The sequence below is a fragment of the Candidatus Melainabacteria bacterium genome, assembly GCA_003963305.1.
In the GTDB taxonomy this organism is placed as follows: Bacteria; Cyanobacteriota; Vampirovibrionia; order Obscuribacterales; family Obscuribacteraceae; genus PALSA-1081.
The window spans coordinates 328679-354384 of record RXJR01000001.1 but is presented as its reverse complement, the minus strand read 5'-3'; the positions used below and the strand labels follow the sequence as shown (position 1 = coordinate 354384).

The 25706-nt window shown below is 51.6% G+C and carries 21 protein-coding genes; 11 read left to right on the top strand and 10 right to left on the bottom strand.

Annotated features, from left to right (window positions below):
• Positions 1-70: 70 nt before the first annotated feature.
• Entirely contained in the window at positions 71-1741 is a 1671-nt protein-coding gene (locus tag EKK48_01465; GenBank protein RTL46034.1) for a DUF1957 domain-containing protein, read from the bottom strand.
• A 153-nt stretch (positions 1742-1894) separates the two neighbouring features.
• Here EKK48_01465 and EKK48_01460 point away from each other — a divergent pair, with 153 nt between their 5' ends.
• From EKK48_01460 to EKK48_01450, 3 genes are read left to right on the top strand one after another with little or no spacing between them, the layout of a single operon-like run.
• Positions 1895-2173 (top strand): hypothetical protein, encoded by a 279-nt coding sequence (locus EKK48_01460; GenBank protein ID RTL46033.1) that lies wholly within the window; start codon positions 1895-1897, stop codon positions 2171-2173.
• Between the two features lie 55 nt (positions 2174-2228).
• On the top strand, positions 2229-3104 hold the full coding sequence (locus EKK48_01455) for a 3-deoxy-8-phosphooctulonate synthase (protein ID RTL46248.1): 876 nt from the start codon (positions 2229-2231) through the stop codon (positions 3102-3104).
• Between the two features lie 20 nt (positions 3105-3124).
• Positions 3125-5557 carry a hypothetical protein gene (locus EKK48_01450; protein RTL46032.1) on the top strand — a complete coding sequence of 811 codons (2433 nt, stop codon included), beginning with the start codon at positions 3125-3127 and terminating at the stop codon, positions 5555-5557.
• Positions 5558-5623: 66 nt separating this feature from the next.
• Here EKK48_01450 and EKK48_01445 read toward each other — a convergent pair whose 3' ends face one another.
• A complete protein-coding gene (locus EKK48_01445) occupies positions 5624-6331 on the bottom strand; it encodes a hypothetical protein (GenBank protein RTL46031.1) in 708 nt (235 codons plus the stop codon).
• Positions 6332-6527: 196 nt separating this feature from the next.
• Between EKK48_01445 and EKK48_01440 the strand changes: the two genes are divergently transcribed.
• The 3 genes from EKK48_01440 to EKK48_01430 are packed head-to-tail and all read left to right on the top strand — an operon-like array spanning position 6528 to position 8804.
• Positions 6528-7106, top strand: a complete 579-nt coding sequence (locus EKK48_01440; GenBank protein RTL46030.1) for a sigma-70 family RNA polymerase sigma factor — start codon at positions 6528-6530, stop codon at positions 7104-7106.
• 5 nt (positions 7107-7111) lie between these two features.
• Complete coding sequence (locus EKK48_01435; GenBank protein ID RTL46029.1) at positions 7112-7984, top strand: zf-HC2 domain-containing protein; 873 nt, start codon at positions 7112-7114, stop codon at positions 7982-7984.
• Complete coding sequence (locus tag EKK48_01430) at positions 7953-8804, top strand: periplasmic heavy metal sensor (protein RTL46028.1); 852 nt, start codon at positions 7953-7955, stop codon at positions 8802-8804. The genes EKK48_01435 and EKK48_01430 overlap by 32 nt, the downstream gene beginning before the upstream one ends.
• A gap of 11 nt (positions 8805-8815) precedes the next feature.
• Here the strand turns inward: EKK48_01430 and EKK48_01425 are convergent, their stop codons facing one another.
• Positions 8816-10153 carry a hypothetical protein gene (locus EKK48_01425; protein RTL46027.1) on the bottom strand — a complete coding sequence of 446 codons (1338 nt, stop codon included), beginning with the start codon at positions 10151-10153 and terminating at the stop codon, positions 8816-8818.
• Between the two features lie 203 nt (positions 10154-10356).
• Here EKK48_01425 and EKK48_01420 point away from each other — a divergent pair, with 203 nt between their 5' ends.
• Entirely contained in the window at positions 10357-11256 is a 900-nt protein-coding gene (locus EKK48_01420) for a LamB/YcsF family protein (protein ID RTL46026.1), read from the top strand.
• An 85-nt stretch (positions 11257-11341) separates the two neighbouring features.
• Here EKK48_01420 and EKK48_01415 read toward each other — a convergent pair whose 3' ends face one another.
• Positions 11342-11893: a hypothetical protein gene (locus EKK48_01415; GenBank protein ID RTL46025.1), complete on the bottom strand. Its 552-nt coding sequence runs from the start codon at positions 11891-11893 to the stop codon at positions 11342-11344.
• 364 nt (positions 11894-12257) lie between these two features.
• Between EKK48_01415 and EKK48_01410 the strand changes: the two genes are divergently transcribed.
• Positions 12258-14204, top strand: a complete 1947-nt coding sequence (locus EKK48_01410) for a GAF domain-containing protein (GenBank protein RTL46024.1) — start codon at positions 12258-12260, stop codon at positions 14202-14204.
• Here the strand turns inward: EKK48_01410 and EKK48_01405 are convergent, their stop codons facing one another.
• The 5 genes from EKK48_01405 to EKK48_01385 form a co-directional block, all read right to left on the bottom strand.
• The gene (locus EKK48_01405; GenBank protein RTL46023.1) at positions 14205-15542 is read right to left on the bottom strand and encodes a DUF58 domain-containing protein; all 1338 of its coding nucleotides are present in this window, start codon (positions 15540-15542) and stop codon (positions 14205-14207) included.
• Positions 15543-15650: 108 nt separating this feature from the next.
• The gene (locus EKK48_01400) at positions 15651-16586 is read right to left on the bottom strand and encodes a MoxR family ATPase (protein RTL46247.1); all 936 of its coding nucleotides are present in this window, start codon (positions 16584-16586) and stop codon (positions 15651-15653) included.
• Between the two features lie 13 nt (positions 16587-16599).
• Positions 16600-17892, bottom strand: a complete 1293-nt coding sequence (locus EKK48_01395; protein ID RTL46022.1) for a DUF4350 domain-containing protein — start codon at positions 17890-17892, stop codon at positions 16600-16602.
• Positions 17889-18563, bottom strand: coding sequence for a DUF4129 domain-containing protein (locus tag EKK48_01390; protein ID RTL46021.1), 675 nt, complete (start codon positions 18561-18563; stop codon positions 17889-17891). The genes EKK48_01395 and EKK48_01390 overlap by 4 nt, the downstream gene beginning before the upstream one ends.
• Positions 18564-18566: 3 nt before the next feature.
• Entirely contained in the window at positions 18567-19496 is a 930-nt protein-coding gene (locus EKK48_01385; GenBank protein ID RTL46020.1) for a hypothetical protein, read from the bottom strand.
• Between the two features lie 84 nt (positions 19497-19580).
• On the opposite strand from EKK48_01385, the gene EKK48_01380 reads away from it, so the two are divergent.
• Both EKK48_01380 and EKK48_01375 read left to right on the top strand, forming a co-directional pair.
• Entirely contained in the window at positions 19581-20123 is a 543-nt protein-coding gene (locus tag EKK48_01380) for an NUDIX domain-containing protein (GenBank protein RTL46019.1), read from the top strand.
• Between the two features lie 123 nt (positions 20124-20246).
• Entirely contained in the window at positions 20247-22964 is a 2718-nt protein-coding gene (locus tag EKK48_01375) for an HD domain-containing protein (GenBank protein ID RTL46018.1), read from the top strand.
• A gap of 158 nt (positions 22965-23122) precedes the next feature.
• Here the strand turns inward: EKK48_01375 and EKK48_01370 are convergent, their stop codons facing one another.
• Entirely contained in the window at positions 23123-24253 is a 1131-nt protein-coding gene (locus tag EKK48_01370) for a 30S ribosomal protein S1 (GenBank protein ID RTL46017.1), read from the bottom strand.
• Positions 24254-25103: 850 nt separating this feature from the next.
• Between EKK48_01370 and EKK48_01365 the strand changes: the two genes are divergently transcribed.
• A complete protein-coding gene (locus EKK48_01365) occupies positions 25104-25688 on the top strand; it encodes a hypothetical protein (GenBank protein ID RTL46016.1) in 585 nt (194 codons plus the stop codon).
• Positions 25689-25706 lie beyond the last annotated feature (18 nt).

Sequence of the window (25706 nt, the reverse complement as noted above, 5' to 3'; positions counted from 1 at the left end):
GAATCCCTTGAAGGCCAATTCATTTTCTTCAAGTGAGGTCACATTGAAGAATCAGACAGTTAGCCTGTTTTTAGCTTCGCGTAGCTGACGTGTTTAACGCTGCAACGGCTGCATGTTTGAAATCTGCCGGCGAAATGATCGGGAAGCAATTGTCGATATCTTCGATTCCAGCCAGTTTCGCCTCATCGATTTTGTTCTTAGTGAGCATTTCAGTGAGCGTGTTGAAGCGCTCGACATGCTCGTTGAATCGCTCGATTGCGTATTGTTTAGCCTGTCCTGTTGTTACCAGGAATGGCCAGTCGCTTGATTCGAGTAACAGTAATTCTCTTCCTGCCTGTTTCAAGATGCGCTGTGTGAGCTCATCTGACTTACCGGCATACTGTTCAGCCAAACCGATCATGGTTTTTTCTGCATCGTGAATTATTGGCCACATCCAGCTTGTCTCGTTGTTCAGCCAGACTTGATAGTGACCACCTGAACCCCAGGAGGATTCGGGCAATTCAATAGCGCGTTGCGGTGGATTGGCAGTCAGGTACTCGCTCACAGTCTGAGGAGTAACTGCCGTGTACTGGCGCATCTTTTTCAAGACTTCTTTGATCCAGGCTACACCTTCGAACCACCAGTGACCAAACAGTTCTGTGTCGAAGCTAACCATTACAAGGCCAGGCTGACCTGTCTTTTTAAGCTGATCTGTCAGGGTCTGTTGAATGAAACCGACATAGTGGTCTGAGTTTTCTTTCATGCGATGCACTGCAGCTTCAGGGTTGTAGCGCTGCTTGTCGCCAAGGTCAGTGGTTTTGGAAGTCAGCTTCCAATAGTGCAATCCGGATTTGTCATCTTTCTTGTGGAACTCTCTGTAGTTTCCGTCGCCTGGATAACCTTGATCCGCCGACCATACCTGGTATCCGGCTTCTTCATGACGTCCGAGAACTGCAACTGGATATTCCTTCAACCAGAACGCTTCGAATGTATCGAGCCCTGTAGCTGGTCTTGGTGCGGCTGGAATGTATTCAATGTTTCCGTATGGTCCGAAGACTTTTCGTAATTCGGCTGTCTGACCGCCTTTAATAACGAATGATTCTGTAAAGAAATATTCCAGACCGAGATCGTGCAGCCATTTTTCTACACCTGGACGGTCCTTTGTAGCCGGTCTGTATGCGCATTCCGGCAGCCAGCATCCTTTCGGCGCGCGTCCGAAAAGACGCTTGTAAGACTCGATTCCGGTTTTGAACTGGGCGTAGAGTGACTCATCGGTTTCTAGAAGTGGAGAAAAACAGTGGGTCGCTGCTGACGTTGTAATCTCGATGGAGCCCAGGTCTTGATACTTTTTAAATCCGCCGATGATGTCGCGGTTCCATCTGTCGTGATAATCCTTACGGATTTGTTGGAACCAATTTAGATAGAAGCGTGCGAGATGGAGAAAGTCTGGATTTGGTGTCTCGCCACGCGGGCTGTAGCGCTGTTCATCCAGTTGTGCTGCTTCAATACGATCGGCGAGAAACTTTTCGAAACCTTTATTCAAGTGCGGGTCGGACAACTGTTCGCCAAGGATGGGTGTTATGCCGATCGTCAATTTCGCGGCTATGCCCTCATCCCACAGGTCACCAATCGCGTTCAATAGAGGAATATAGCTCTCCGCCATACACTCATAGACGCTTTCCTCACCGAAAGGCCACATCCCTGCTTTTCTGTAGAAGGGAAGGTGGCTGTGGAGCATGAAAACAAACGAACCTACACTCACTCGACAACTCCTGCGGGTTTACGAAGTCCAAAATATATAGCAATTCAATATTTCTTTCGCCCACTCCAGTCCAAACCGTAACTATTCTTCAGGACCGCGGTATCCTGTTGTCGTATCCCTTTACGCAGTGCCAGAGCCGAGCCGCAAAGACAAATGTCAGATTCAGAGCAATCTCCGGATGAGAAAAAGCCAAGTGCACCAAAACCGCCAGCGGCAAAGAATCCTGCGGATAACAAAGTGGTAAAACTTCTAGACAAAAATCCGCTTGGTATGACGTTGCCTGAAATGGCTGGTGGAGTCAGGCAGATGAAGAAGATTCGAATTCTCAGACCGATTCTGGGCGAGGCAATCAGATCCGGCCTGGTCATGCCGGTGAGTCAACGGGCTGGTCATACCGTCTATAGGTTAGTGAAATATCTGGGACCTCGATAGTCCTTCACATGGCTTTCAAAGGGATGCCGTACAATAGCTCTGTCTTGGAGGAATGATGGTGTCAGTAAAAATCGGCAATATAGATTTCGGTCCCGGCAATCCCTTTTTGATCATCGCCGGACCCTGCGTGATTGAATCTTGGGATGTAATCTACAACACAGCCCGGGCGCTGCAAGACATCTCTCGCGAGCTTGGCTTTTCCTTTGTTTTCAAGTCTTCTTTCGATAAAGCAAATCGCACCTCCATCGATTCTTTCCGCGGTCCTGGTCTGACGGAAGGTCTGAAAATGCTTGCCGAGGTCAAGGCTAAGCTTGGTGTCGAATTGCTGAGTGACGTTCATGAGGTAGCGCAGTGTGCCGAAGCCGGCGAGGTTCTGGATGTTCTGCAAATCCCTGCTTTCCTTTGCCGCCAGACCGATTTGATTGTTGCCGCGGCAAAAACCGGCAAAGCTGTTAACATCAAGAAAGGTCAGTTTGTTGCTCCGAAGGATATGGGTAACAGTGTTCGAAAAGTTTTGGATTGCGGTAACAAGAACATTTTTCTGACCGAGCGTGGTACCACATTTGGTTACAACAACCTGGTGGTTGACTTTCGCTCCATACCAATGATGCAGGAAACCGGATTTCCGGTTGTGTTCGATGCCACACATAGCGTTCAGCTTCCCGGCGGCGGCGGCACTGTATCCAGCGGTCAGAGGCAATATATTCCGACCCTTGCCAAAGCGGCGGTAGCAGCTGGTTGTGACGGTATGTTCATGGAAGTGCATCCTAATCCTGATGTGGCGAAGAGTGATGGTGCGAATCAAGTTCCACTGTCACAGGTAAAGGAATTGATTTCGCAGTGTTTGAAAATTCACCAGCTCAACCAATCGTTGCCGGAACTGAATCTGCCCCCGGCAGGCAAGTGTTCCGAAGCCGTTCTGGCCAAATAGGCCGCAATTTTGAGCAGATTTTGACGGCGGCACTTGCCGTCGTGCTTGCTTTCTCGTCGGTGGTTCCGAACGCCCTGGCGCAAGACGCTACTGCTTCAGCGGCTCCAGCTTCAGGTACTTCCAGTGCAGCTCAAGATGTGAAAGTGGACGATATCGTCACTCGCGCTCTGACTGCCTACGGCGGTCGAGAGGCGCTGACCGCGCTCGAGGCGAATAGCACCGCTTACGGCAAACAGACGGCAACCGACACGGGGCAGACACTTGTCTATCGCTGTGAACGTAAAGGTAATAAATGGCGCATCGATCTGGAAAGCTCATCAGAATCGGCTGACGCTGCTGTTACTGCCGGTGGTGATGCGGGAGCCGCTTCTTCGTCAGCGGCGCCACGCACGTCGACCAGCACTGCATATGATGGCGTCAATGCCTGGCAATCTGTGGGTGGCGAAGTCTCTAATCTCAGCCCCGACAAGCTGGTCTGGCTGGATGAGCAGCAGCAGCGCCAACCGACATTGCTGACTAGATTCCAGGAAAAGGGCTACAACTTTGTACTGATGGGAAGAACTCAATACAAGCAAATTCCTGTTTACGCGATCGAAGTCAGTAAAGAAGGTGCGAGTCCCACCACATTGTTTCTTGACCAGAACAATTATCTTGTCGTTGCCAGCTCTTATGACCTTGATACCGTATCTGGTGATGCAAAAGCGTCGGCGAAAATACCTGTATCAATCGAGTATAGCGAGTACAGACCGGCTGCCGGCACACTCGTTCCTTTCAAGCAACTGCAGTTCAGCAACAACAATCAGGTGTCGCAATTGGAGTTGAGCAGCGTCAACACTGCTACGCCTGTGGATGAAGGACTGTTCAATCGACCCACAAATGGTACGGCATATCGCGTTTCTCGCCCAGTCAGTGTGCCTTTTGACTATTCTCAGCGCGAAATCGTTATGAAGGGCCGAATCAATGGATCTGAGGAGCTGGAGTTTCTGCTCGATACCGGTGCCAGTGACACGATTATCGATCGTCGTGTCGCGGCTGAACATTATTTGACCAAGTTCGGTCAGTACGATATTGCCGCAATGTCGGGCATGGTGACGGCGCGCTCCTCATCAATCAAGCGCCTTGAACTGGGCAATCTTTTGATGAATGATGTTCCGGCTCGGATTCTGGATTTAAGCGCTCAATCGCGCCAGATGGGTAAACCAATCGCCGGAATTATTGGCACGAATGTGATTAGCAAATTTTTGGTCACACTGGATTATGGAAAGCCGGCGGTTATTTTTGCCGATATCGATTCAACACCTCGCCCGGCAAAAGCAGCCGCCACACCGTTTACGCAGAAACAAGCTCCATTTGTAAAAACCATTTTTAACGGCAAAGACGAGCAGGTCCTTTTGTTTGACACCGGAGCGGCTTTCAATCACATTCCACCTAATGTGGCACAGAGATATCTCGGCAGCGATCCTGCCAATGTTCGGCATAGCACTGAAGGCACGGGGCTGGACGGCAGACCGCTTCAACTTGGCACCGTCGTCATCGACAGTGTCACTATCGCGGGGTTGCCGGCGCGCAAAGTGAGCTTCACTTTTCCGTCTGGTGCCGAAGCTTTGAAAGCGGCAACTAAAAGCGGTGGAAGAGAAGGCGGATTCTTCCAGGATTCACGTCTTGGCATATTGGGCAATCCTTTTTTTCAGAACTTCATTGTCACTATCGACTACAAATTCAATCGCCTCCTGCTACAGCCGAATCCGGCAGTGAAATTGCATGCCGAAATCGAGCAGGCTCTTAATATGGGCGACGAAAAGTTAGTAGTGCGCCGAGACTTCAGATTAGCCGAGCTGGCTTATCAGAAGGCGATGATGATCGCTGACAGCAGCCATGACGTTAAAGAACAAGCGCGCCTGTCGGGACGGCTGGGGAATTTGCGCCGCGTCATGGCCAAAGACTTGAATCGACCGGAACACTCGAAAGCTGCTTACGATTACTTCGTCAGAGGTCAGGAGAAGGCGCGCAGTGTGCATGCGCAGGACGTGGAAGGACGAATCCTGGCTGATTGGAGCTTGCTCTACATAGACAACGGTCAGCTTGCCGAAGCAAAACAGACCATCGATAGAGCTCTTTTACTGGCTCCCCAGGATCCAAACGTGAACGTCGATATCGCCGTGCATCTCTATAAGCAACGGTTGTTCCCTGAAGCGCAGAAGTACATCGAGAAGGCTCTCTTTCTTGACCCTAATAACTGGCAGGCGCTGTGGTATCAAGTCAAACTGAGCGAGAACTTTTACGATACACCGCGGGTAGTGGCGACTCTGAAAGAGATTCTGCGCTTTTATCCCTGGAGTAAAACGGCAAGTGACAAGTTGCGCAGTTTGACGGGCTCAGGAGCTGCCGCAGCAGCTTCGCCTGCATCGGGACAAAGTGTCCAGCAACAACATCTGGTTGTTCCCGGTCGTTGAGTCGATTTTGTTGGATTGTGTGGAATGCGATGTCGGCGTAGATCGCGTCGACGCTCCGAAGCTATCTTATTGTTGCTTGCTTACCGTCACGTGCGTTGCTTTGTCATCTGCATATTGCTTGACTGCACCGGATAATTTGGTGAATTTAGTGTTGAAGAAATACTTTCGCATTTCCTGATAAGCCTTGTCGTAGTCATAGTTGTCGTGTGTGACCCGCCATATTCCAACCAGACAACCGGTGCGATCCGAGCCGTGGGCGCAGTGCAGAAAGACCGGACCCCCTTCGCCTTTCTCGGCTTTCTCGACTGCATCAATGAAAGTGTGCACCTGCGATTTCGTCGGTGCATGAGAATCCATCGTCATGTGCACATATTTCATGCCGAGCTGTTCGGCAATCGCTTTTTCTTCTTTCGGTTGGATCGGGTCGTCTTCCTTCGTTCTTTCTGACTTTGGCTTTCCTTCTGAAGGCGCTCGCAAATCAATGATTGTTTTGACGCCTTTGTCTTTCAGATCGTGCATCGATTTTTCTGAAGGACCCCCACCTCTATATAGATACGAGTGTACTTCGTGGAAATTCAGCAGCCCGGGCAGTTCCGTCGGCACGTTGCCGGCGAATGCTGCAACTTTGATGCTGAGCGCCATCAGTACACTGCCTGCGATATGGACGGGAAACTTGTCTGTCATTTGAACTTCTTTAAATTGGGGGCAACTGTGCAAATCCACATACGATCTGCACGAAATCAGTTTTAGCATGGGTAGGAGAACTTTAGTCATCCAGTCTGTATGCCAGAAGGGCGTGAGGAATTTGTGAGGTTTTTATTAACAATTTCTCATAATTGGCGTTTTGTTTGAACCATTTCTGCCCGGGTTACGTAGTTGTATATGAAACCAATTTTTTGGTTGGGGGATAGCAGTGGACCTTACCGATGAGGCCCTAATTGAAAACTTCCGGAGGACAGGGAACATCGTGATGTTTCAAACTCTGGTGCGGCGATATCAAAGCCGTATATTCACTGCATCCTTCCGCATCCTATCCAACGCTGAGGAGGCCGAAGAGGTTGTGCAAGACACGTTTCTGAGAGTTCACCAGAATATTTCCAAGTTCAGGAAGGACGCTTCTTTTTCGTCGTGGGTCTTTAAGATCGCGCACAACCAGTGCATGGATATTCTTCGCAATCGTCAACGCAAGAGAGGTTTTCGTCTTCTCTCTTTTGATCCTCAATCAAACAAGCCGGAGCCAACCGAAGATGGGATGGAGGCTTACACAATCGTCTCTCAACTCACTGATCCGGGCGCAGATCCATCTCAATCACTAGAATTGAATGAGCAGGGAACTATGGTCATTGAAGCTTTGAAGCGATTGACTGACACACAAAGAACGGTGGTCGTGCTGCATGACATTGAAGGGTTTCAATATCAGGAAATCGCCGAAATTGTCGGCACGAGTATTGGTACGGTGCGCTCCCGTCTTCATTATGGGCGGGTCAAATTGAAGGAATTACTGGAGCCCTATTTTTCTCATCACAACTTGTCCGCAGTATCCAGGTGATTGCTATGTCCAACGATTTTAATTGCGACCAACTCGAACCTCTTTTGAGCGCTTACCACGATGGTGAGCTTGCCGAGGTCGAGCGCGCTGCAGCGGAGAAGCATTTGAACGGCTGCACGGGGTGCCAGAATCGATTGCTAGAAATTGCCGCTGTCGCTAGTTCTCTTAAGTCGTTGCCGCGCCTGAATCCAAAAACTGATGTAGCCGCCAATATCGAGCAATTAATTGCCAATCAGCCAAAACCAACCGGTCGATTTGGCCGTCCGTTGGTCTGGGGATCGGTAGGCATTGCCGCTGCTGCTGCCGTTCTTATCTTCGCTGCAAATTTCAAGGATGTTAGTAATTTGTCGGGCGCGCCGCTTAGTGCCAGCTCGAATTCAAATCAGACTGGTACAAAACACGAAAAGGAGCATCAAGCATCGTTGCAGGTGGCAACAGTAAACGAACCCGTGAAAACACCCGTTCAAGAGCCTGATGGCTCAACCTCGTCGGCCCAATCGAACCCGGTTCCTGTCGTAGAAAATCGCAATGAAGAAAAGACTGGTGTCGCATCTGCTACTGCGAAGAATGAGGCAAAGAAAACTGAGCCTCGTGGAAAAACCAGTGGTGATGAGAATTCTAAGAACCTGTCTCGATTCAATCCGCATCAGGAGGTCGCCGAGAAAAGTCACGAGCTCGCGCCGGTCGCAGGCGGTAATGCTTCAGGTCATCACCTTGACGGCAGTGATGACCACTTGATCGCAAGCGCTAAAATCGGGCCCGGAGCAATTGCTGCCGAGACCAATCTTGTCGCGGTCTACGACACCGAGCAACATGGAGTCACTGAGGAACTAGGGATCACAACAGATGAGGATGGTTTGTATGCACTCAAGCTCTGATAAAGCTGCGCTTTTGAAGCGGTTGGCGTTAAGTCTTCTCATCGGCTCCTCGGTTGCCTTGAACGTCAACGCCCTGGCTCAGTCGGGAGCAGACAAGCTCAAGTGGAGGTCTGCTCAGCATCCATATCTGCTGGCACAAGGTGATGCCAGCTTGCCACCGCCAGATCCAAACTATCATCCAAAGTCCAGGTTCGATGCTGCCGGGCAGTCGCCTGCGGCACCCGGTGGCGCCGCATCTGGTATCGGTGCGGGCGCGGGAGACGGTGTTGACGGAGCGCTGATACGCCGAAGAATGCGCAGGCGGGCGCAGGCTCAAGGTGGATTCGGGGAAGGTGCGCCAGGTTTTAACGGTCTGCGTGGGCAAGTTGGCGCTGGAGTTGGACCGGGTTCTGGGCAGGGTCCTGGTCTGGGTGGTGGGGCGGTTGGAATGGGAGGCGGTGGCGGCAATTTCTTCGGAAAGAAAGCTCTCGACCTGACATCGCTCAACCTTAGCCCCGAACAAAAGCAAAAAATTCAAGAGATGCGTGGACAAGTTGCACCGAAGACTCGCGAACTGCGCAAACAGCTGGCTGCGAAGCGGGCAGAATTACGAGACATGATGTTCGAGGCTAACGCTGGTGACGACCAGGTTCGTGCCAAGCGAAAAGAAGTGCGACAGCTGCAAGACAAAATCGAAGATATGCAGCTCAACGACTTTCTTGGCATTCGTTCGGTCCTGACTCCGGACCAACGCTTGAAGTTGTCTGATTTGAAACCTGGAAACAAATTTGCCGCAGGAAATGGGGCCCAGCTTGTAGCACCAGTGGTGTCTACGCCGTAGGTCGCTAAATCCTATTTGCCTTTCTTTTTGGCGTTTGCGCCGCCCCAATCTAGCAAGAAGCTTGGATCTGATTCTTCACCACCAGAAGAACTGGCCGCTGTTGCTTTTGTTTCAGCAGGTGCTTCCTTGGCCGGTGCGGCTGGAGCTGGTTTAGGTTTCTTTGCTGCTTTAGGTACGGCCGGAGGCTGATACATCTGCGGTGGCGGTTGGAACATCCCCATCGGGTTGGCAAAAGATGGCACCAGGGGTGGTGGTGGTGGCACCATCGTGTTTGAGCGTTTTGAACTTTTCACGGCTGGTACTGCCAGCACTACTGGCGGTGCTGGAGGTGCGGCTGTGGGGGCGCTCTCAGCTGCCTCTTTCTTCTTTGGAATTGTCTTTGCAGTCGTTCTCAGTGCGGCAGTGCTGGCTTGCAGTCCCTCATCCGTCACCTGTTCTTGTGCCGGTTTACCTGGCTTGGCATGTTTTTCCTTTACCGGCTTATCTTTAGCAGGCTTTTGCTGCTTTGGCTCTTTCTTTGCTGAAACAGCTTTCTTTTCCGTCTTCTTGGACTCTGCAGCTTTTTTCTCTTCTTTCTTTTCGGCAGGTTTTTCTTTCGCTTCCTCTTTCTTTGGTTCAGCCTTTTTCTCTGGCTGCATCCATGGGAATAGCTTTAGAGGTGCTTTCACAGGAGGCTTTGTTGTGGCTTGAGCAGATGCCGGTGCCGATGTCGATGCAGGCGCCGGTATCGGTGTCGCCGCAGCGATCAGCGCCGGCTCAGCAGGTTTTGTCTCAGTCTTAGCGAGTACGGTCTGGCTTACGGGCGGAGCCACAGCGTTTCCAGCGGCCACTCTCGTTACGTTATATGACTCGTGGATGGCTCTTGCTGTCTTATGATTCGCTTGAAGCCAGATGACCAGTGCTTCTCTTGCTTCAGGAGAGTTGCTGTGTTTGGCCAGTGCTGCATTTATTTGTTGCAGCGCCTCTTCGTTTTTCCCTCGCAACTGCAGTAACTCTGCAAATTTGACCCGAGCCATTACTGAATTGGGATTGTGTTGCACTGCTTTTTGAAGGTAGCACTCAGAGCGAACGAATTTTTTTGCGTCGAGTGCCAGTGTGCCCATTTCGTAGTAGAGCTGCCCGATGTAGCTCGAGTCTTGTCCGTACTCTCGACTGGCTGTGTCGATGGCTTTCTGGTAGTAGTCGAGCGCTGCCTCGGTGTCGCCGCTCAGATAGTGCTCAAAGGCGATTGAGCGCAGTCCAGGGGCATCTGTTGATTTGGCTTCTGCCGCTGACCAACTGGTTATGCCAAGTAGAACTGAAAGACCAAGAAAAGTAAGTGCTGTTCGCAGCTTAGGAAGGTTATGCACTGTGCCGCCTGAAAATCCGCTTGTGTTACTCCATTCTAAGGAAAAATCAGCCAGAGTAAACGGGGGAAAAACCTAGATTGGCGACGATCGGGCACAATGGAGCGTTACGATCCAGGCTGCTAGCACCCAAAACCCTGCTAGAATTCAATTCCTTCCGACTTTACCGCTTTCAAGCGGCTGAAAAATTCTAATCAGGTGAACTAATGCGTCGACCAAGACAACAACGCACACGCGGCAACAGAGATTCCGCGCCACAAGGATCATCATCGAGTTCAAATCAATCCCAACCACGCCAGCTCAGTCAGACTCTCGACATCAACACGAACCTGGGTGAGGGCTATGGTCCATACAAAATGGAAAACGAATCAGACGTTCTTCCGTTTGTGACATCAGCGAACATAGCTTGCGGCGCCCATGCCGGTGATCCGCTCGTTATGGAAGCGGCTCTGGAAGAAGTGCGCTATTACGGGCTTTCTCTGGGCGCTCATATAGGTTATCCAGATATACAGGGATTCGGACGCCGGGAAATTCATCTCTCAACCGCTGAATTGCGTGCCAGTATTCTCTTCCAGCTCGGCGCTCTTTCTGGTTTGGCTCGCACCCTCGGTTTCGAGATCACCCAGGTTCGTCCACATGGTTTTCTGTACAGGCAAATCGCCAGTGACCCCAGAACCGCTGCCGTTGTAGCCAAAGCTGTCTCTGAGTACGATCGCTGGCTGGTTTTGATTGGTCCTGCCGGGAGCAGCCTGCAGGCTGCCGGAGAGCGAGCCGGGATACGTGTTGTCGGTGAAGCCTGGATAGATAGAGCCTACGATGCGAACGGTCATTTGCTTCCGCATAGCCACAGTCGGGCTATCATCAAAAACCCCAACGACATTTTGAATCAGGCTGCCAGTTTGATTCGCTATGGCACTGTAACAGCGATTGACGGCACGAAGGTGGCGCTCGACTTCGAGACCCTTCACTTGCACGGCGGCATGGCACAAGCTCGCCAGGTAGCCGAACAGGTTCGTAACATGATTCCTCATGCTGCGGCTCTCACAGCCGAGCCGTTTACGCTCGATGGAAACGAATCGAACGAGCTAGCATTCGGCGTCTACTAGTTACGCCGTAAAGGCACCTGTCCGAGCAGCACCTCCGCACGGCACCTGACCGCACGGCATCTGTCCGCGCTTCGTCTATCTGGACTTAAGGCAGCCTCTGGGATGTCGGCACGATTTCGTCGTACCAGCTTCCGTAATACTCAGGGTAGTCTTCGCCAGTAGTGGATGTGATCGTCTTTTGAAGGGCGCGACGAATCGCTCTGCGACCGCCTTTTTTATAGCGGTTCAGCCACTCCAATTCTTTTGGATCGACTGCAACGCCTGCTTGCATCAGCTCTTTGACTATATTGATTTCGTGAACAATCGCCTCTGTCTCTTCATCGATGCAGCGATCGATGAATTCCTGCCGCCCTGTTTTCCCTGGGATAGGGTCTATGGTTGGCTTGATGATTGCATGTACAAACTCATGAGCGATGCTGATCAGTTTGTAGTTGCGTGGACACCAGCGCCCGATGTAGATGGTGCGCTTCTTTCGGTCGTAATAGGCACGGCACGGACCGTCGACGAGCCTGATGCGCACCCCTTCGGCGCGGATACGTTCGATGTCCGCGATCAGAGTGGGCGACTTCAAAGCCGCTTCGACAAGGCGTTTGCCAAATTGCCGTCTTAAATTTCGTACGGGCGAGTTTCCCGCCATCGCAGTGGGCCCCCAATTCGTGAAGATATATTAATTCTACAACAAGAGGTTGTCAAATGGTACTGCTAAAAATTAGGCACGGGTGAGCAATTTGCCTGGTTGTCATGCTTTTGATGACCTGAATTTGAGATTAAATTTGCGTTTTGCGCCCAAATCTTGAACATTAAGTCCCTTTTGTCGGTTGGCTGCGTCAAATCCAGTACTCAACGGTTCGCAACAATTTATACGACCGCTGAAATTGGATAAATCACTTGTGCCTTAAGACGGTCGATCAAGTAGTTTATGGTTCATATGTTAAGCAGTTCGTTACAATTGCATCTGCTTTTGAGGCCCACTGCCGGCCAACCCGAAATCATTGCCGCATATGGTGCTAGCAGTCATTGGCATATGTAGGAAACCAGTATATGGAGATTCCATATGTTCTTCCCCTGGTGTGCGATTTGTTCTATGGTGGTTTTTAAGGACCACGTGCAGCTTTTTAGGCGTAATACCAATAGCCATGTCCGCGCAATCAGAAAAGAGTTCATCTAAATCACTTGAGTCCAAAAGCTTGCTCAAGCTGTTCAACCGCGTCACCAGGCTGCTCAAGGCCGGTGGTGACCAGACCGCTATTTATACTTCAATTGTTGAGTTGGTGGGCGTCGAACTGCGCCTCGACCGTTGCGCGTTGCTTCTCGTTGATGATGTTGAACGCACTTCTGATAGCCCGGAATTGTCTGTGGCGTCCGAATACTGTGTAGATGGCTTGATTCCAATAATCGACAAACACTACGCGTTGAAAGCAAATTCCGAACTCTTTCGTTTTTTTCAAGAGGCAAAACCCGTACCGTTGCAAGATGTCGCGCCCCGCAGTTCCGGCGCCAACCATGAACTCAATGCCCTTGGAGAGGACACCTGCTCCAAGTCGCTGATCGTGTTTCCAATAGTGGATGGACAGAAAATCCTGGGATGTTTGTCGATGCATTACTGCATCGAAGCGCACACTTTTTCTGATGATGTTCTGGAATTTGGCGAAGCTGCTTCGCTTGAATTAGCCAGGTTTCTGATTCGTGAACGAGCACAGTTTCAAAAGGAAGCTGAGGGGCGAATCTTCAAACAAACGAGTTTTCCTGCATTGGTGCTGGATAATTCCGGGCGGGTTCGCAAATTCAATGACGCCTTTCAGGCGATGCTGAAGTCATCGAGAAAAGACTTTGTCAATCAGTCTATTTTGGATGTGATACCAGATGGTCAGCGTGTGCTCGACGCAGTCCGGGGACTTTCTGAAGTTAGACCATTCGTCACTTTAGGTGAGGTATTGGTAGGCCGGTCTGAGGGAGCCTCCAGTCACTTTGATGTTTGCATCTCGTCTCTGTGCAGGCAGAACGATCTCGCAGATGCGCTGCTCATGTTTGTTCCTCCCGGCAGCAAGCAGGGCAGTATGTCTGCCGAGGCTGAAAATTCGAAAAGGGCTTCTGAACAGCTGGCTAACAGTCTTTCTCGTCAGATGAGCTGGGAGCGATGGGTTCGGCAAATTATTTGTAAGTTGCACGCAACGCTGGATCGCGACACTATCCTCCAGACAGTTGTCGATGGCTTTGGTCGTGCTCTTGGAGCAAGCCGATGTTTGATTGTGCGCACGGACGGACCGGCCTCGCCTCTGGTTACACACGAGTATGCAGAGCCTGATATTTCGCCTCTGGGATTGGGAAGAACAGGACAATTTCCCACCGTCGTGGTTTCTTATTTCAGGAGCAAAGTGGCATTTATACCGGATGTCGCCGCGCTGGAACGTTCACATGAGTTGTCTGCCGATGAATATGAATACTTCTCAGACAATGGCATAAAGAGTATGGCCGGTGCGCCTATTGTTTCGCATGGTATTAGTTATGGTGTCATTATAATTCTTGAGAGCGCCCCTTCCCGTCACTGGACTGCGCACGAACTAGACATGCTGGAAGTAGCCGCCAGTCAGACCGCGGTTGCTCTGTCGCACAGTCAGCAGTATTTGCAATTGAAGGACCAGCTATTCAATATGAATCTGTTGGGCAATTTGACGCAGCAGTTGACTAACACGCTCGAGCTGGTCAGTCGCAGCAAGATCGAAGCGGCAGAAGAGAGACGACCGACTGAAAGTGCGCCGCCTCTATCGCTTCGAGAGCTGGAAGTACTGAAATTGATAGCGTCCGGTTTAGCAAACAGAGAAATTGCGCAACGGCTTTTCCTGACTGAATCTACCGTTGAACTGCACGCCTCGCGTATTCGTAAGAAGTTAAAGCTGAAGAGTAGAACTGCGCTTGTAAAATTCGCTTGCGACAACGGCTTAGCCTGATCACAGGCGCGCTCTTGTTTTGATTTCGATGTAACTATCGACAAGCTTATTGCTCAACTCCTGTGGCGCGCAATCTAAGACCATACATCCGCGTCGTTGCAGTACGGTGAGAGCGAGTTCTCTCTGGGCTAGCAAATCAATTGCTATGGCTCTTTGGTATGCCTTTTCCATGTCAACTTCTGACACACCGGCTTTTTCACCCGGCACCACAACTTTGCTGTTTGCAATGTCTGTAACTTGACGATCCTTAAGCGTTACGCAAAATGGTAAGTGTCTTTTGCCGAGGCTGGCCAGCCCAGTCAATAGCGCTTGTGAGCCGACTGGGTCCGTCAGATCGCTGAGCACCACAATTAGTGACCTGCCCTTCTGGGCTGTGGCGAAGTAAGAGAGCATGCCTGCATAGTCAGGCTCCACCAGCCTTGGTTCTACATCGAATGATGCCTCGAGAATGTTTTTCAAATGCGATTTGCCCCGACGTGGTGGCAAATACATCAAGGGCTTATCCGCGAAAATTCCAAAGCCAACCTGGTCGTTATGTGCCAGGCCCGTTAGAGCAAGACACAGTGCTGAGTTGAGAGCGTGATCGAAGCGAGTCAGTCCCTCCAGGTCTGATGCCATCATTCGTCCTGCGTCAATGAGCACGAGCAAACGTTGCTCCTGCTCGGCCTCATATGTTCTCAGTACCGGCCGGTCTCTGCGTGCTGTTGCCTTCCAGTCGATTGCTTTGGAGTCGTCGCCGACCGTGTATTCTCTCAAGCTTGAAAAGTCCGTGCCCTGACCTCTTTTCCGCTGGTGCAGTTCGCCTAGCTCGGATGAATGACTGAGTTTCACCGATAAATCGTGCAGCGTTTTCAGGTCGCTGTACACTTTCACTGTTTGTTGGGCCGGCGCTTTCACCTCGTGCCAGAAGAGTTTGAGGTAGCTGAGGTAGCGAATGTTGATCAAGCCGAACTTGTAAGCGCCGCGTCGTCTGGGGAGAAGATTGTATTTCAGTGTACTGATGCCATTGGCCGGCAGTTCGAAATCAAACTCGCGCACATCAGACTGTATCGCTTGCGGAAAGTCGTCGCGCACCTTGCAGGTAAGCGGCATGCCACCTTCATTGGTGATGCGCAACTCGACACTGTTGTCTCTCCCGATCGATAGCCTCTCGGCAACGATGCGATTTGCTGAGATGAATTTCTTGTCCAACGTCAGTTGATAGTCGACGATCAGCAACACCAGAACGATGACGTCGACTGCATAGGCTGCAGTTTTCAGCGGTGCATACCAGTTGGCGGCGCAGAAGATGCAGGCGGCAGCAGCGAGCAGAATGTAGGTGAGTTTACTGGCAGTCAACGGACTTTTTATTTCCTCTTGCTATATCTTGCTATATCGCTTTTTTCTCTATAACCTTGTATCTTGTGTCGACTTTCTCTCGATTTGCCTTGCGTCGTTTTTCTTTTACTACCGCGGCACGGGTATCTGTTTGAGCAGATTGCCGATTACCTGGGAAAGGGTTACTCCGTCCAGCTCTGATTCTGGTGTGAGAATCAAGCGATGGCGAAGAACTGGTTCGGCAACGAACTTTATATTGTCCGGCGTGACGAAGTCTTTTCCTTCCATGGCGGCATGGGCTTTCGCTGCCGCCAACCAGCTCAGGGCAGAACGAGGGCTGGCGCCCAGTTGTAAATCAGAGAGGTTTCGAGACTTCTGCACGAGATCGACAAGGTAACCGAGTATGGTGTCATCCACTTTGATCGACTCCAGTGCGCTACGGCAATCTAATATCTCTTCGGCTGTTGTGACCGGGTCGAGTTGAACGGCATGCTTTTTGTAGGCACCTGCCTGCCATTTGGTCAGCATCAATCGTTCTGCTTCGATGCCCGGATAACCAATCAAAACTTTGAGCATAAAACGATCTAATTGAGCTTCGGGAAGTGGGTAAGTGCCTTCAAATTCCACAGGGTTTTGCGTTGCCACTACCATGAACAGGTCGGGCAGTTTTTCACTTCTGCCGTCAAGCGTGACCTGGCGCTCTTCCATGGCCTCGAGTAATGCTGATTGTGTTTTCGGTGGAGTGCGATTGATTTCGTCGGCCAAAAGCAGGCTCGTAAAAATGGGACCTCGTTTCATTGTGAATGTCTTGGTATTGAGGTCGTAAATGCTCGTTCCTAAAATGTCCGATGGCAGCATGTCCGGTGTCAATTGCACGCGTCCAAATTCTGTGCCGATCAGACTTGCAAGTGTTTTGACGAGCAGAGTTTTTGCCGTCCCGGGCACTCCTTCCAGCAGTACATGCCCTTCCGCCAGGAGCGCGATCAGCAGTTGATCGATGACAATTTCTTGCCCGACAATGACGTCAGAGAGACTTTTGCGAAGCCTTTGGAAAACAGTAGAGATTTGTTGACTCATGTCAGCTGCCTAACCTTTTTAGAGACGTAGTGTTTGACTGGTTGTTGAGATGATCGGCAATCTTGTCGCAGTTGATTATTAGCGATTTGAATTGCTGATCGGGAATGTTTCTTTGTTGTTCGATTGCGGCATCGAAGTCTGTTAAAAACTGCGGCACCAGGGCGGCGGCGGCGCCCGCCTTGTTGGGACTAGCTTCAGCATAGGCATTCCAGGCTTCGATCACTTTGCTTGTCTGTTCGTGTGGTGAGACAGACAGCAGTTTGCACAATCGATTGCGCAGAGTATGTCCTGTAATCTCGTAGATGGCACCATTGGCTTTCGCTCTGCGATATGCGTTTGAAAGTCCCGTGATGAATTCCAGGTTCGAAATCTTGCGAGCATCATTGAGAGTGGCGGTCGCTCCAAATCGTTTCGAGCAGCTGTATACAGCTACAGCGAGCATTAACACAAGTTGCAGGAAGACTGCGCCCCAGGGGCTCCTGCCGAGAACGACGAAGACATTGCCGCTTTCGCTGAAGCCGTGGCAGCGTTCGTCAAACATTATGTCACCGCTGGCAGTGCTCATCCAGTTAACCAGGAACTGGAAATTGGACCAGTCGTTCTTTTCGGATAGTCGGCGATTTGAACAAAGTGTCGGCGAAGTGCCAATCAGAATGCGCCCTTTGCCGTATTGTAATTCGCTGAATATTGCTTTGTCATCCACTTTTACAAGTGGTTCGCCGCCGTTTATATTCGTGTCGCTCGTAACAGTAAGTTTGGGCACGTAGGCAAATAGTTTTTTTGATGCGTCTACAGGCACTGAGCGATCGTGAAGCTCAGTGCCGTCTGTGATGGTGAGATTGATTTTCTCAAGCAGGCGGCGTGTCATTTTGAAGGAGAAGTGGTCGAGATAGACGAGATCGTTGCCGGCCTGCACCCATTTCAATATCTGCTCCGCTTCGAATTCCGCCGGAGAAGTGGAGGGCGCGACAATGACCAGCATGCCATGTGCATTTCTCAGGTTTCGATAAGGCAAAAGCCACGGATGCACGGTCAAGCCCACCTTTTTCATCACTTCCGATAGCCCGCTCAAACCGCTCGGCTTCTTGTTGAAGATGGAGGAGAGTACACGCTGCTCAGGCATGTAGTTCTGAATCTGTTCGTCGAAGGCACTGCCCACGTAAACTGCAACGGCACTAACCAGAATCAAAAAGGAGAGTTGCCACCAGATTTTTGCTCTGCTGATTTTTTCAGGAGATGTTGTGTTGTTCTGAGCTGACGAGTGGTTTTGAGCTGACGTGTCCTTCGTCTTCATGTGCGACCCGCCCTGTCACGAGTGTTTATCTCTTTGACGAAATTGCATTCCTCTTCCACTTTCTGCAGCTGAGTTTCAATGGAACGATAGTCTTCAACTGTCGCTTGTTTGTTGCCGAACCAGACCAGCTCCACCTGATTAGCTAGAGACTTGAAGGCACGAGCGAGCCCCTGACTGCGCGGCTCCAGGGCGTACCAGTATTCGTAATTGGTGCGGGTGGGAGTGAATTCGATCACTCCATTTTCATGCATGTTTCGCAGCGACGACATGTAGAGAGCGCGGCAGGCTTCTCGCCAGTCTTCCCTGGCGGCGAGCGTGGCGGCTTCGCTCTTCCAGCCGGCGGCATCGAGCAGGCGGTAAGCCGCCGATTGTCCTTTCTTCGCTAATTTCGCCTGGGCGCTCAACTGCCCCATACGGCGCATGGCGAAATAGACGATCACAAAGAGGCAGAGCGCACCTGATAAAAGCACCAGTATCTGCATGATATTGCCGACTACATTGGTATCTGCCATGCCCGGCATGTGCATTCGCAAAGACGAAAGCAGGTCGGCAACAAACCGCCACGCTTTGTCGAGCCATTCCTGAACTTGCAAGAACAGGTCGGGCGGTTTTTTGTATTGGTAGTTGCCTGCGACTGCGGCGATTTCCGGCGCAATATCTCGTGGATTCATAGACTATGCACCGCTGGCGATAAGTTGACTGAGCTTGTATTCGACGTCGAGACCTTCCTGCCGCACTTTTAAATCACGGTAAAAAAGCCCAGCCGACATGAAGCTGATTGGCACCAGAAACATATTTATGATCGCCTGCCAGAACTGACTCAAGACAAGACAGTAGAAGGGCAGTGCTTGAGCCGGGTCCATATGATTGGCTGGAAAACCACTGCGCAAAAGTTCAAATGTTGCCAGTGCCACTATCGGCAGTGACAGTGTCCATGAGAGGATGGTGATGATAATCGACAGCAGAATGCCAAAGCCGAAGGCTCGCCAGACATCGTGCGCAAGCAAGTGGAACACTCTTCCAAGCAACAAAGTCCAGCGTTCGTTTTCGCAAGCCAGTGCTGATGTCATCAAAAGGTAATAGATGCTGAGCAGTCCAATCGAGACAGTCATGCCGAGCAGCCCGATAGTAGCCCCAATTACTGCAATCGGTATAATTTTGGCGCCCAGAACAACCGAGAAGATCAGTTCCGCTCCCCAGACGACGAAAATGCCCAGACAGAAAAAATAAGAGAGGATGAACAAACCGACGATAGTCCACTTCTTGCTCATTGAGAATTTCAGGGCTTCGCGATAGTCAACTGAAAGTCCATTGGCAAGCCTGACGAAAGCAAACTGCTTGAGCGTCAAAAACCAGAAGCCGATTACTGAGATCACCATTCCAATTCCAAAACCGGCCAGACCCATAAGAATCAGACCGAAGTCCTTTGGGTTTTTCAGACCATAGGTGGCGGCAAACTGAATGATGATGTGTCCGACGGCCATGATTGTGCAGGGAGTGATTTGCTCCCTGAGAAGCAGCGGTGCATTTTGCCTGAAAAGTCTGAACGAGCGACCGATAATATCGCCGACTGACTGGGGATTTGCGGGGGGCGCATCGAACAATTTAGGTCTATCTCCGGTTTACAAGGATGCTGCGGACGGCATTTTGCTAAAGTAATCACCTACCGGCAAGTCTGAGCTTGCTAAATGAAATCTCCTCGGACTGCTTTCGACTCCATGTTAAATTCTGAACTCTATTCGCCGCATCCGCTGCCAGACATACTCAATATTCCCCGACATTTCACGGCAAGCGCGGTAATCATTTCGCAGAATCACATTTTATTGGTTCACCACCGACGAATCGGTGCATGGCTGCCGCCAGGGGGTCATATTGAACCAGACGAACTGCCCCACCATTGTGCCGAACGAGAGACGATGGAAGAGACGGGAGTGGCTATTGATATTGTCAGTCCGAGTTTGCCTTTCACAGGCGACCCGGAGGCGTTTTTGTTGCCGACACCGCTTTGCATTCACGGAGTGAAAGCCACCGAAAAGGGCGTTGATTATTACCATATAGACTTTGTTTTTCTGGGAAGACCCAAGCAGTTGGACGCTTTGCCCTCATTCGATCATACAGACGACGTTTATGAGGCGCGCTGGTTTTCTCTCGACAATCTGCATCAGGTGCCCCTGGCAAAAAATGTCGTCGAGGTCGTCGGAATTGCCCGTGAGCGACTTGCCAACAGCTAGATTTATCTTTCTGCTACTTCGGCTTGGTTATTTGCTCAGAAATTTGGGATACTAGGGGTGGCGTCCCAGCGCGGGGCAACAGTAATTGGCGACATACCGCCCTAGAGGACGGAACCGCTCCACATGAGCTCTGACCATCGCAGCGAATTTGTTCAACGACTTGCCGGTGTGCGAGATCTAAAAAAGATCTTGGAGACAACGGTCAAGGAGATGGGTGACATGTATCAGGCAGATTGCTGCCAGATCATGCTCAGCAATCCGCTCGACCCTAACGTGACCTCGATTTGTGAGTTTCGCGCTATGCCCGATGACGATGGACGCGGGCTGTCCGGGGTGACCATGCCGCTCGTATTGCATGGGCGCACATTTGGTTCGTTGAGCATGTCTCGACGTGCGGAGGTGACGCAGGACGAAGTCAATTCGATGCGAGTCATCCTTGGTGAACTTGGCGACATCGTGCGCCATGCCCAGATCAACGACATCGTTCAGCGCGACACTTTCCGCGATACGTTTCTTGTGGAAATCGGAAACGTCATGGCGTATTCGCTCGGCATCGGCGACGCGCTATTCATGGTCGTAAACATTCTCGGAAAAGTTTTGCAAGCCAGCCGTTGTTTGTTCGTCTGCACCGATGATAGTGCGGCTGGATGGAAGTGTTATGAGTTCTGGCAGCAGGAAAAAGTGCAAAGCTGCCAGGAGTATCGCTGGCCTACAACTGATTCGCCAGTGATTGCCCAGACTTTGTTGTCGACTGCACCACTGCGTGTTTTCGAGGGGCAGACCAATTCTTACGTCTCTCCTGTGCAGGAAGAACTACAGTTTATCGGCGTCAAGTCGCTACTTGGTGTTGCTCTGAAGAGTTCGACTGCCACACATGGTTGTGTGATTCTGCAACAGTGCGATTACAGGCGTGCCTGGACCCGCAATGAAGTGGACATGGTGCAGAAGGTTGCTGACAAAGTAGCTGATGCACTGGCTAAACTTCCGGCCGAAAAACGCGCCCGCGAGCCGATTATGCAGCTTCACCAGCGCATCGTCAGTGTGCCGGATCAACCTCAAGATGGAAAGACCTCTTACGATTCTGTTCGCAAAGCGCTCAAGGGCGCTCTCGGGCAGCAAGCCATCCCCAGTGCTCGTGCCACGTCCGCACCTCCTCCTCCGGCAAAACCTGCACCGGCGCCACCTCCGCCGACACCAACTCCGCCACCCGCACCAGCGGTACAGCCTGTGGCACCGCCACCTCCGGCTCCGAATGTCTCGCCTGCTACCACGCTGCAAGGACTTTTCCCAGCCGCGACTCCACAGACACCGCCAGCCGCTCCGGCCGCTGGTCCAACAATTTCACCTGTACAATCGCGTTCACAGACTCCGCCAGTAGAACCAGGCAGCAAGTCGTTGGGAAGCATTTTGGGCAATCAGGCCGCGCCACCGCAGGCGCCACCAGCTGCTCCTGTCCAACCTGTGGCGCCGGCAGCTCGTGGAGCGAGTGATCCTTATGCCGATCTCGATTTTGGCGATCTCGACAATGCTACTCCTGAGCAACAAGCCGCCGCAGGCCGAGCCGTGCCCGGCCGTCCCGGTCTGGACACAAGCAGAGATCCTGACGCAACATGGGGTAATCTGGACGCTATTCAGCCACCTCAAGGTCAATCACTGGCGCCTGAAAATGCTGCTACTGCTGCGCAGGTTCATCAGCAGATGGAAGCAGCTGCGCTGGCTGCACAGCTGCAGCAACAGGCCGCTGCTTCGGCACCGCCTGTGCCACCAGTAGCGACTCCGCAACCAGCTGTCGCTGCTACACTGAACCCCGCTGCAAATCCAGTTGCAGCACCTGCTCCTGTTCCAACTCCAGCCCCGCCGCCTGAAGCTGCACCTGCTCCAGCTCCCGTTCCTGTTGCCGCCTCCGCTCAGGCTGCACCTGCGGAATCTGGAGCCAGTCCCTGGGGCGACCTTGATGCCATCGCTGCTCCTTCCACGCCTCCTCGTGGTCTTGGCGGCTTCATCGGCAAAGCACGCGCGGTCGCTGCTGCGCCTGCCGGCAGCGCTCTGATGGCTTCTTTCCACAAGGACAAGTCCAGATTTGCCGCTACTGCAGATGCGCCACCAGCTCCTGGTGCGCCTCCTCAGCCGGCTGCTGCTCCGGCACCCGCACCGGCGCCGTCGCCTGCAGACGAAGCCGCAGCGGCCGCCAAGCTCGAAGAACTTCTGAAAGCAAAAACAAATCAAACCAGCGACTACATTTTTGCTACGCCAGGGCTAGATATGCGCATGCTCGGGCGCATAGATGGTTGGGTTTCGCAAATCGAGCAGAAAGATAAGTATGTTGGCGGGCACGCGCGGCAAGTGGCCGAGTTGTCTTGTGCGATAGCGCAAGAAGCCGGGCTCAGCGCTGCCGATGTCGATCTGGTTCGGCAAGCTGCCCTCGTGCACGATGTCGGCAAACTCGGCTCTGCTGCGCCTATCTTGCAAAAGCCTGACGAAGAGCTTTCAGACCCTGACTTGATCACTGTCATGAAGCATCCGCTCGATGGTGCCGAGCTGCTCGAGTCATTCCCAGATTTGCAACGTCTTGCTCCGATTGTGCGCTCGCATCATGAAGAGTTCAACGGAAACGGCTATCCGCAAGGTCTCAAGGGCGATGAAATTCCTGTCGCTGCGCGCATTATCCATGTCGCCAACAGCTATCACTCAATGGTCTGTCCGAAGCGATACGGGCCCGGCATGACTCCAGCAGCCGCTCAGCAAGAGCTGGTCAAAGGCGCAGGGCAACAGTGGGACCCTACGTTTGTCCAGATGTTGATTCAGGCCATTATGGGCAACAAAGTCTCCGCTTCGTTTTAGCGTCGGGTATTGCTAAGAGAGAGCGTCAGAAAGAGCTTAAGAGAGAGCTCCGAAAGAGCGCAAGAGAGCGCAGGAAAGAGCGCAAGAGAGCTCCGAAAAGGCTCAAGAAAAAAGCGCCCCTCATCTGAGAGACGCTTTCTAAGTTCGTTTGCGGGCTCTTAGCCGCCGATCAAATCGCTCACATCCATGCCTCTCAAGCTCAAGCTGATCTTGTGCTCTTTAGGAGAGAATTTCTTGATGATCGCTTTGACGCTCTGGCCAACTTGCACGACTTCTTCAGGCTTGATGTTTGGCTGTTCCGACATTTCGACGGTAGGCAGCAAGGCATCTACGCCTGGATAGATCTGAACGAAAGCACCGAAGCTTTGAATCTTTCTGACGGTGCCGTTAACGACCTGACCGTCCTGGAACTTGTCTTCGATTTCTTTCCACGGATCAGGCTGCATCTGCTTGAGGCTCAAGCTGATGTGACCTTTGTCGCGGTCCACTTTCAATACTTTGGTGGTGATTACCTGTCCTACTTTCAGAACATCTGAAGGGTGCGAGACACGCTCCCAGGAGATTTCCGAGATAGGCAGCAAGCCATCCAGTCCGCCCAGGTCGATGAAAGCTCCGAAGTCTGCGATTCTCACAACTTCGCCGCTGACTACCTGACCGGCTTCCAGTGTGTTCAAAATCTTTTCGCGCTGAGCGGCTTTCTCTTCCTGAACAGCGAGACGTTGGCTCAAAATGAGCTTGTTGCGCTTGGTGTCTGTTTCCAGAATCTTCATCGGGATTTCCATGCCGATCAATTCTTCCGGAGTGGTTCCCTTGACGCGCAATTGGCTGGCTGGAACGAATCCGCGCAGTCCGTACACATCTACAACTACGCCGCCTTTGACCACGGCTGAAATTTTTGCACGAATCGTATCGTCGTTCTTCTTCTGTTGTTCCAGAAGAACCCAGCCACGGGCTTGGGCGACGCGCTTGAGAGAAAGTGTGAGTTGACCATTCTCATTCTCTTCTCTAAGGATATAAAACTCAGCCTTTTCGTTGACTTTGATCACGTCTTCAACCTGATCAATCGGCACGTTGGAGACTTCTTTGATTGGCACGAATCCTTCAGACTTGCCGCCTACGTCAACCAGAATGCCGTCGCGCTCGATGCGTACGACCAGCCCTGGAACGATGTCGCCTTGTTCAAATTTGAACGTCAGGCTTTCCTCCAGGAGACGTTCGAATTCGGATTTCTGCTCATTTTGTGTCGTCACTGAGGTGGTTTCTCCTTTGACCTCTATAGTTTTTGGCATCGGATCGGTCAATTCCTTGTTATATGTGCGAAGCCTGGCAGTCCTGATCCGTCTCTGACGGTTGGTCGGGCTTCTGTGAGTACTCCGGTTAGGACAGAATCCTAATCAGTCGCAACAAACAGCCGCCAGGTTCTTGTGTAATCTGTCTGTGTGAGGTTTGAATTCCCGGCACACTACAGCTCACGCCAAGTTTAACGCTTGTTTGGCGAAACTACCAATATAAGACAAGTGAAGACTGGACTCAATACAAAGTACCAAGCTTTAACTGAACCTTTAGAGTCTTGCAATCAATCAACCTGTGGGGCTTAAGGGCGGCCGGGGCGATTGTCATTAGCGGCGTGACATGTTGCCGAAGGTTACGCACGCGATTTTGGGGACCGCCAGGCTGACCGGGCAGGTGAAATTCCTCTTTACCAATCGGCGCTGAAAACTGCCAACCATTATGCTGATTTCAGATTGTACCGGGCGGTTATTTTTAGACCGTGTTTGGAATTTTCGCAACTTATTTTCGTCAATGCGAAAAAGGAATTCGGTCTAAAGCAAAAGTGATTTTTCTTTGTCGTCTATCAGTGTCATGAGTCTGCAGTCGATTCAAAAATCGACCTGAGGCTGTTCGTCATCATCGAGCGTATATCGAATCGGCATTCGAGGTCTTTCGTAACACGCCTTGCAACCGGCTATATGCAATTCGCGTACGATCTGATTGTTTTGTATAAACATGCGGGATCGGCTGTATATCCTGATTCTGTAAGGGTTTTCATGTTTATCATTCGCGAGAAATTCTGATTATAATGCCGTCAGTACCAGCGCTAATGCGATGTTTTCATTCTCACCGAGTAGAGGCAATTTCATGATGTCACACACCCTCCTTAAACTAAGCCTGGCTGTCGGCTTACTTGCACCTGTTTTGCTTTCTGCCACCAGTTGCAGTGCTGCTGAACCGCTTAGCCCAATTCCAGCACCTGCAGTCAAGGCAGACAAACCAACCACACCGGCAGTTGATCTTGATCCTGCTTCACAGCGTGTGGAACAAGCGAAACTCAAGTTGGACCAGGCACGGGCTCAAGTCAGTGCCTCACGTGCCATGCTGCGTGCCGCCGAAGCAGAATTTCGCGCCGCTAAGGCTGATAGAGAAGCCCTCACAGCCAGAAATGAAGCCATTAAACTGGCTGATGCCTCTGGTTTGAAAGACGATGGCGTTCAGCCGGTTCAACCGCAAGCCGCTATCACTTTCGGAGCCAACCGTCTTTACCCAGCCGGAGTGGCAGGCGCTCCAGCTCCTTCTGCACCAGCAGCGACACCAGCGCCCGATATGTCGAGCACTAGAATCCAGCAAGCCGATTTCAACGCTCCTCAAAAAGAGGAAGCCGGTGCCGTTGCTGACTTGCGCCCGACAAAATCGGCCGAAGAAGCACCAGCTACTCCAGCTCAGTAGTCGGTCATTCAGTTCAAA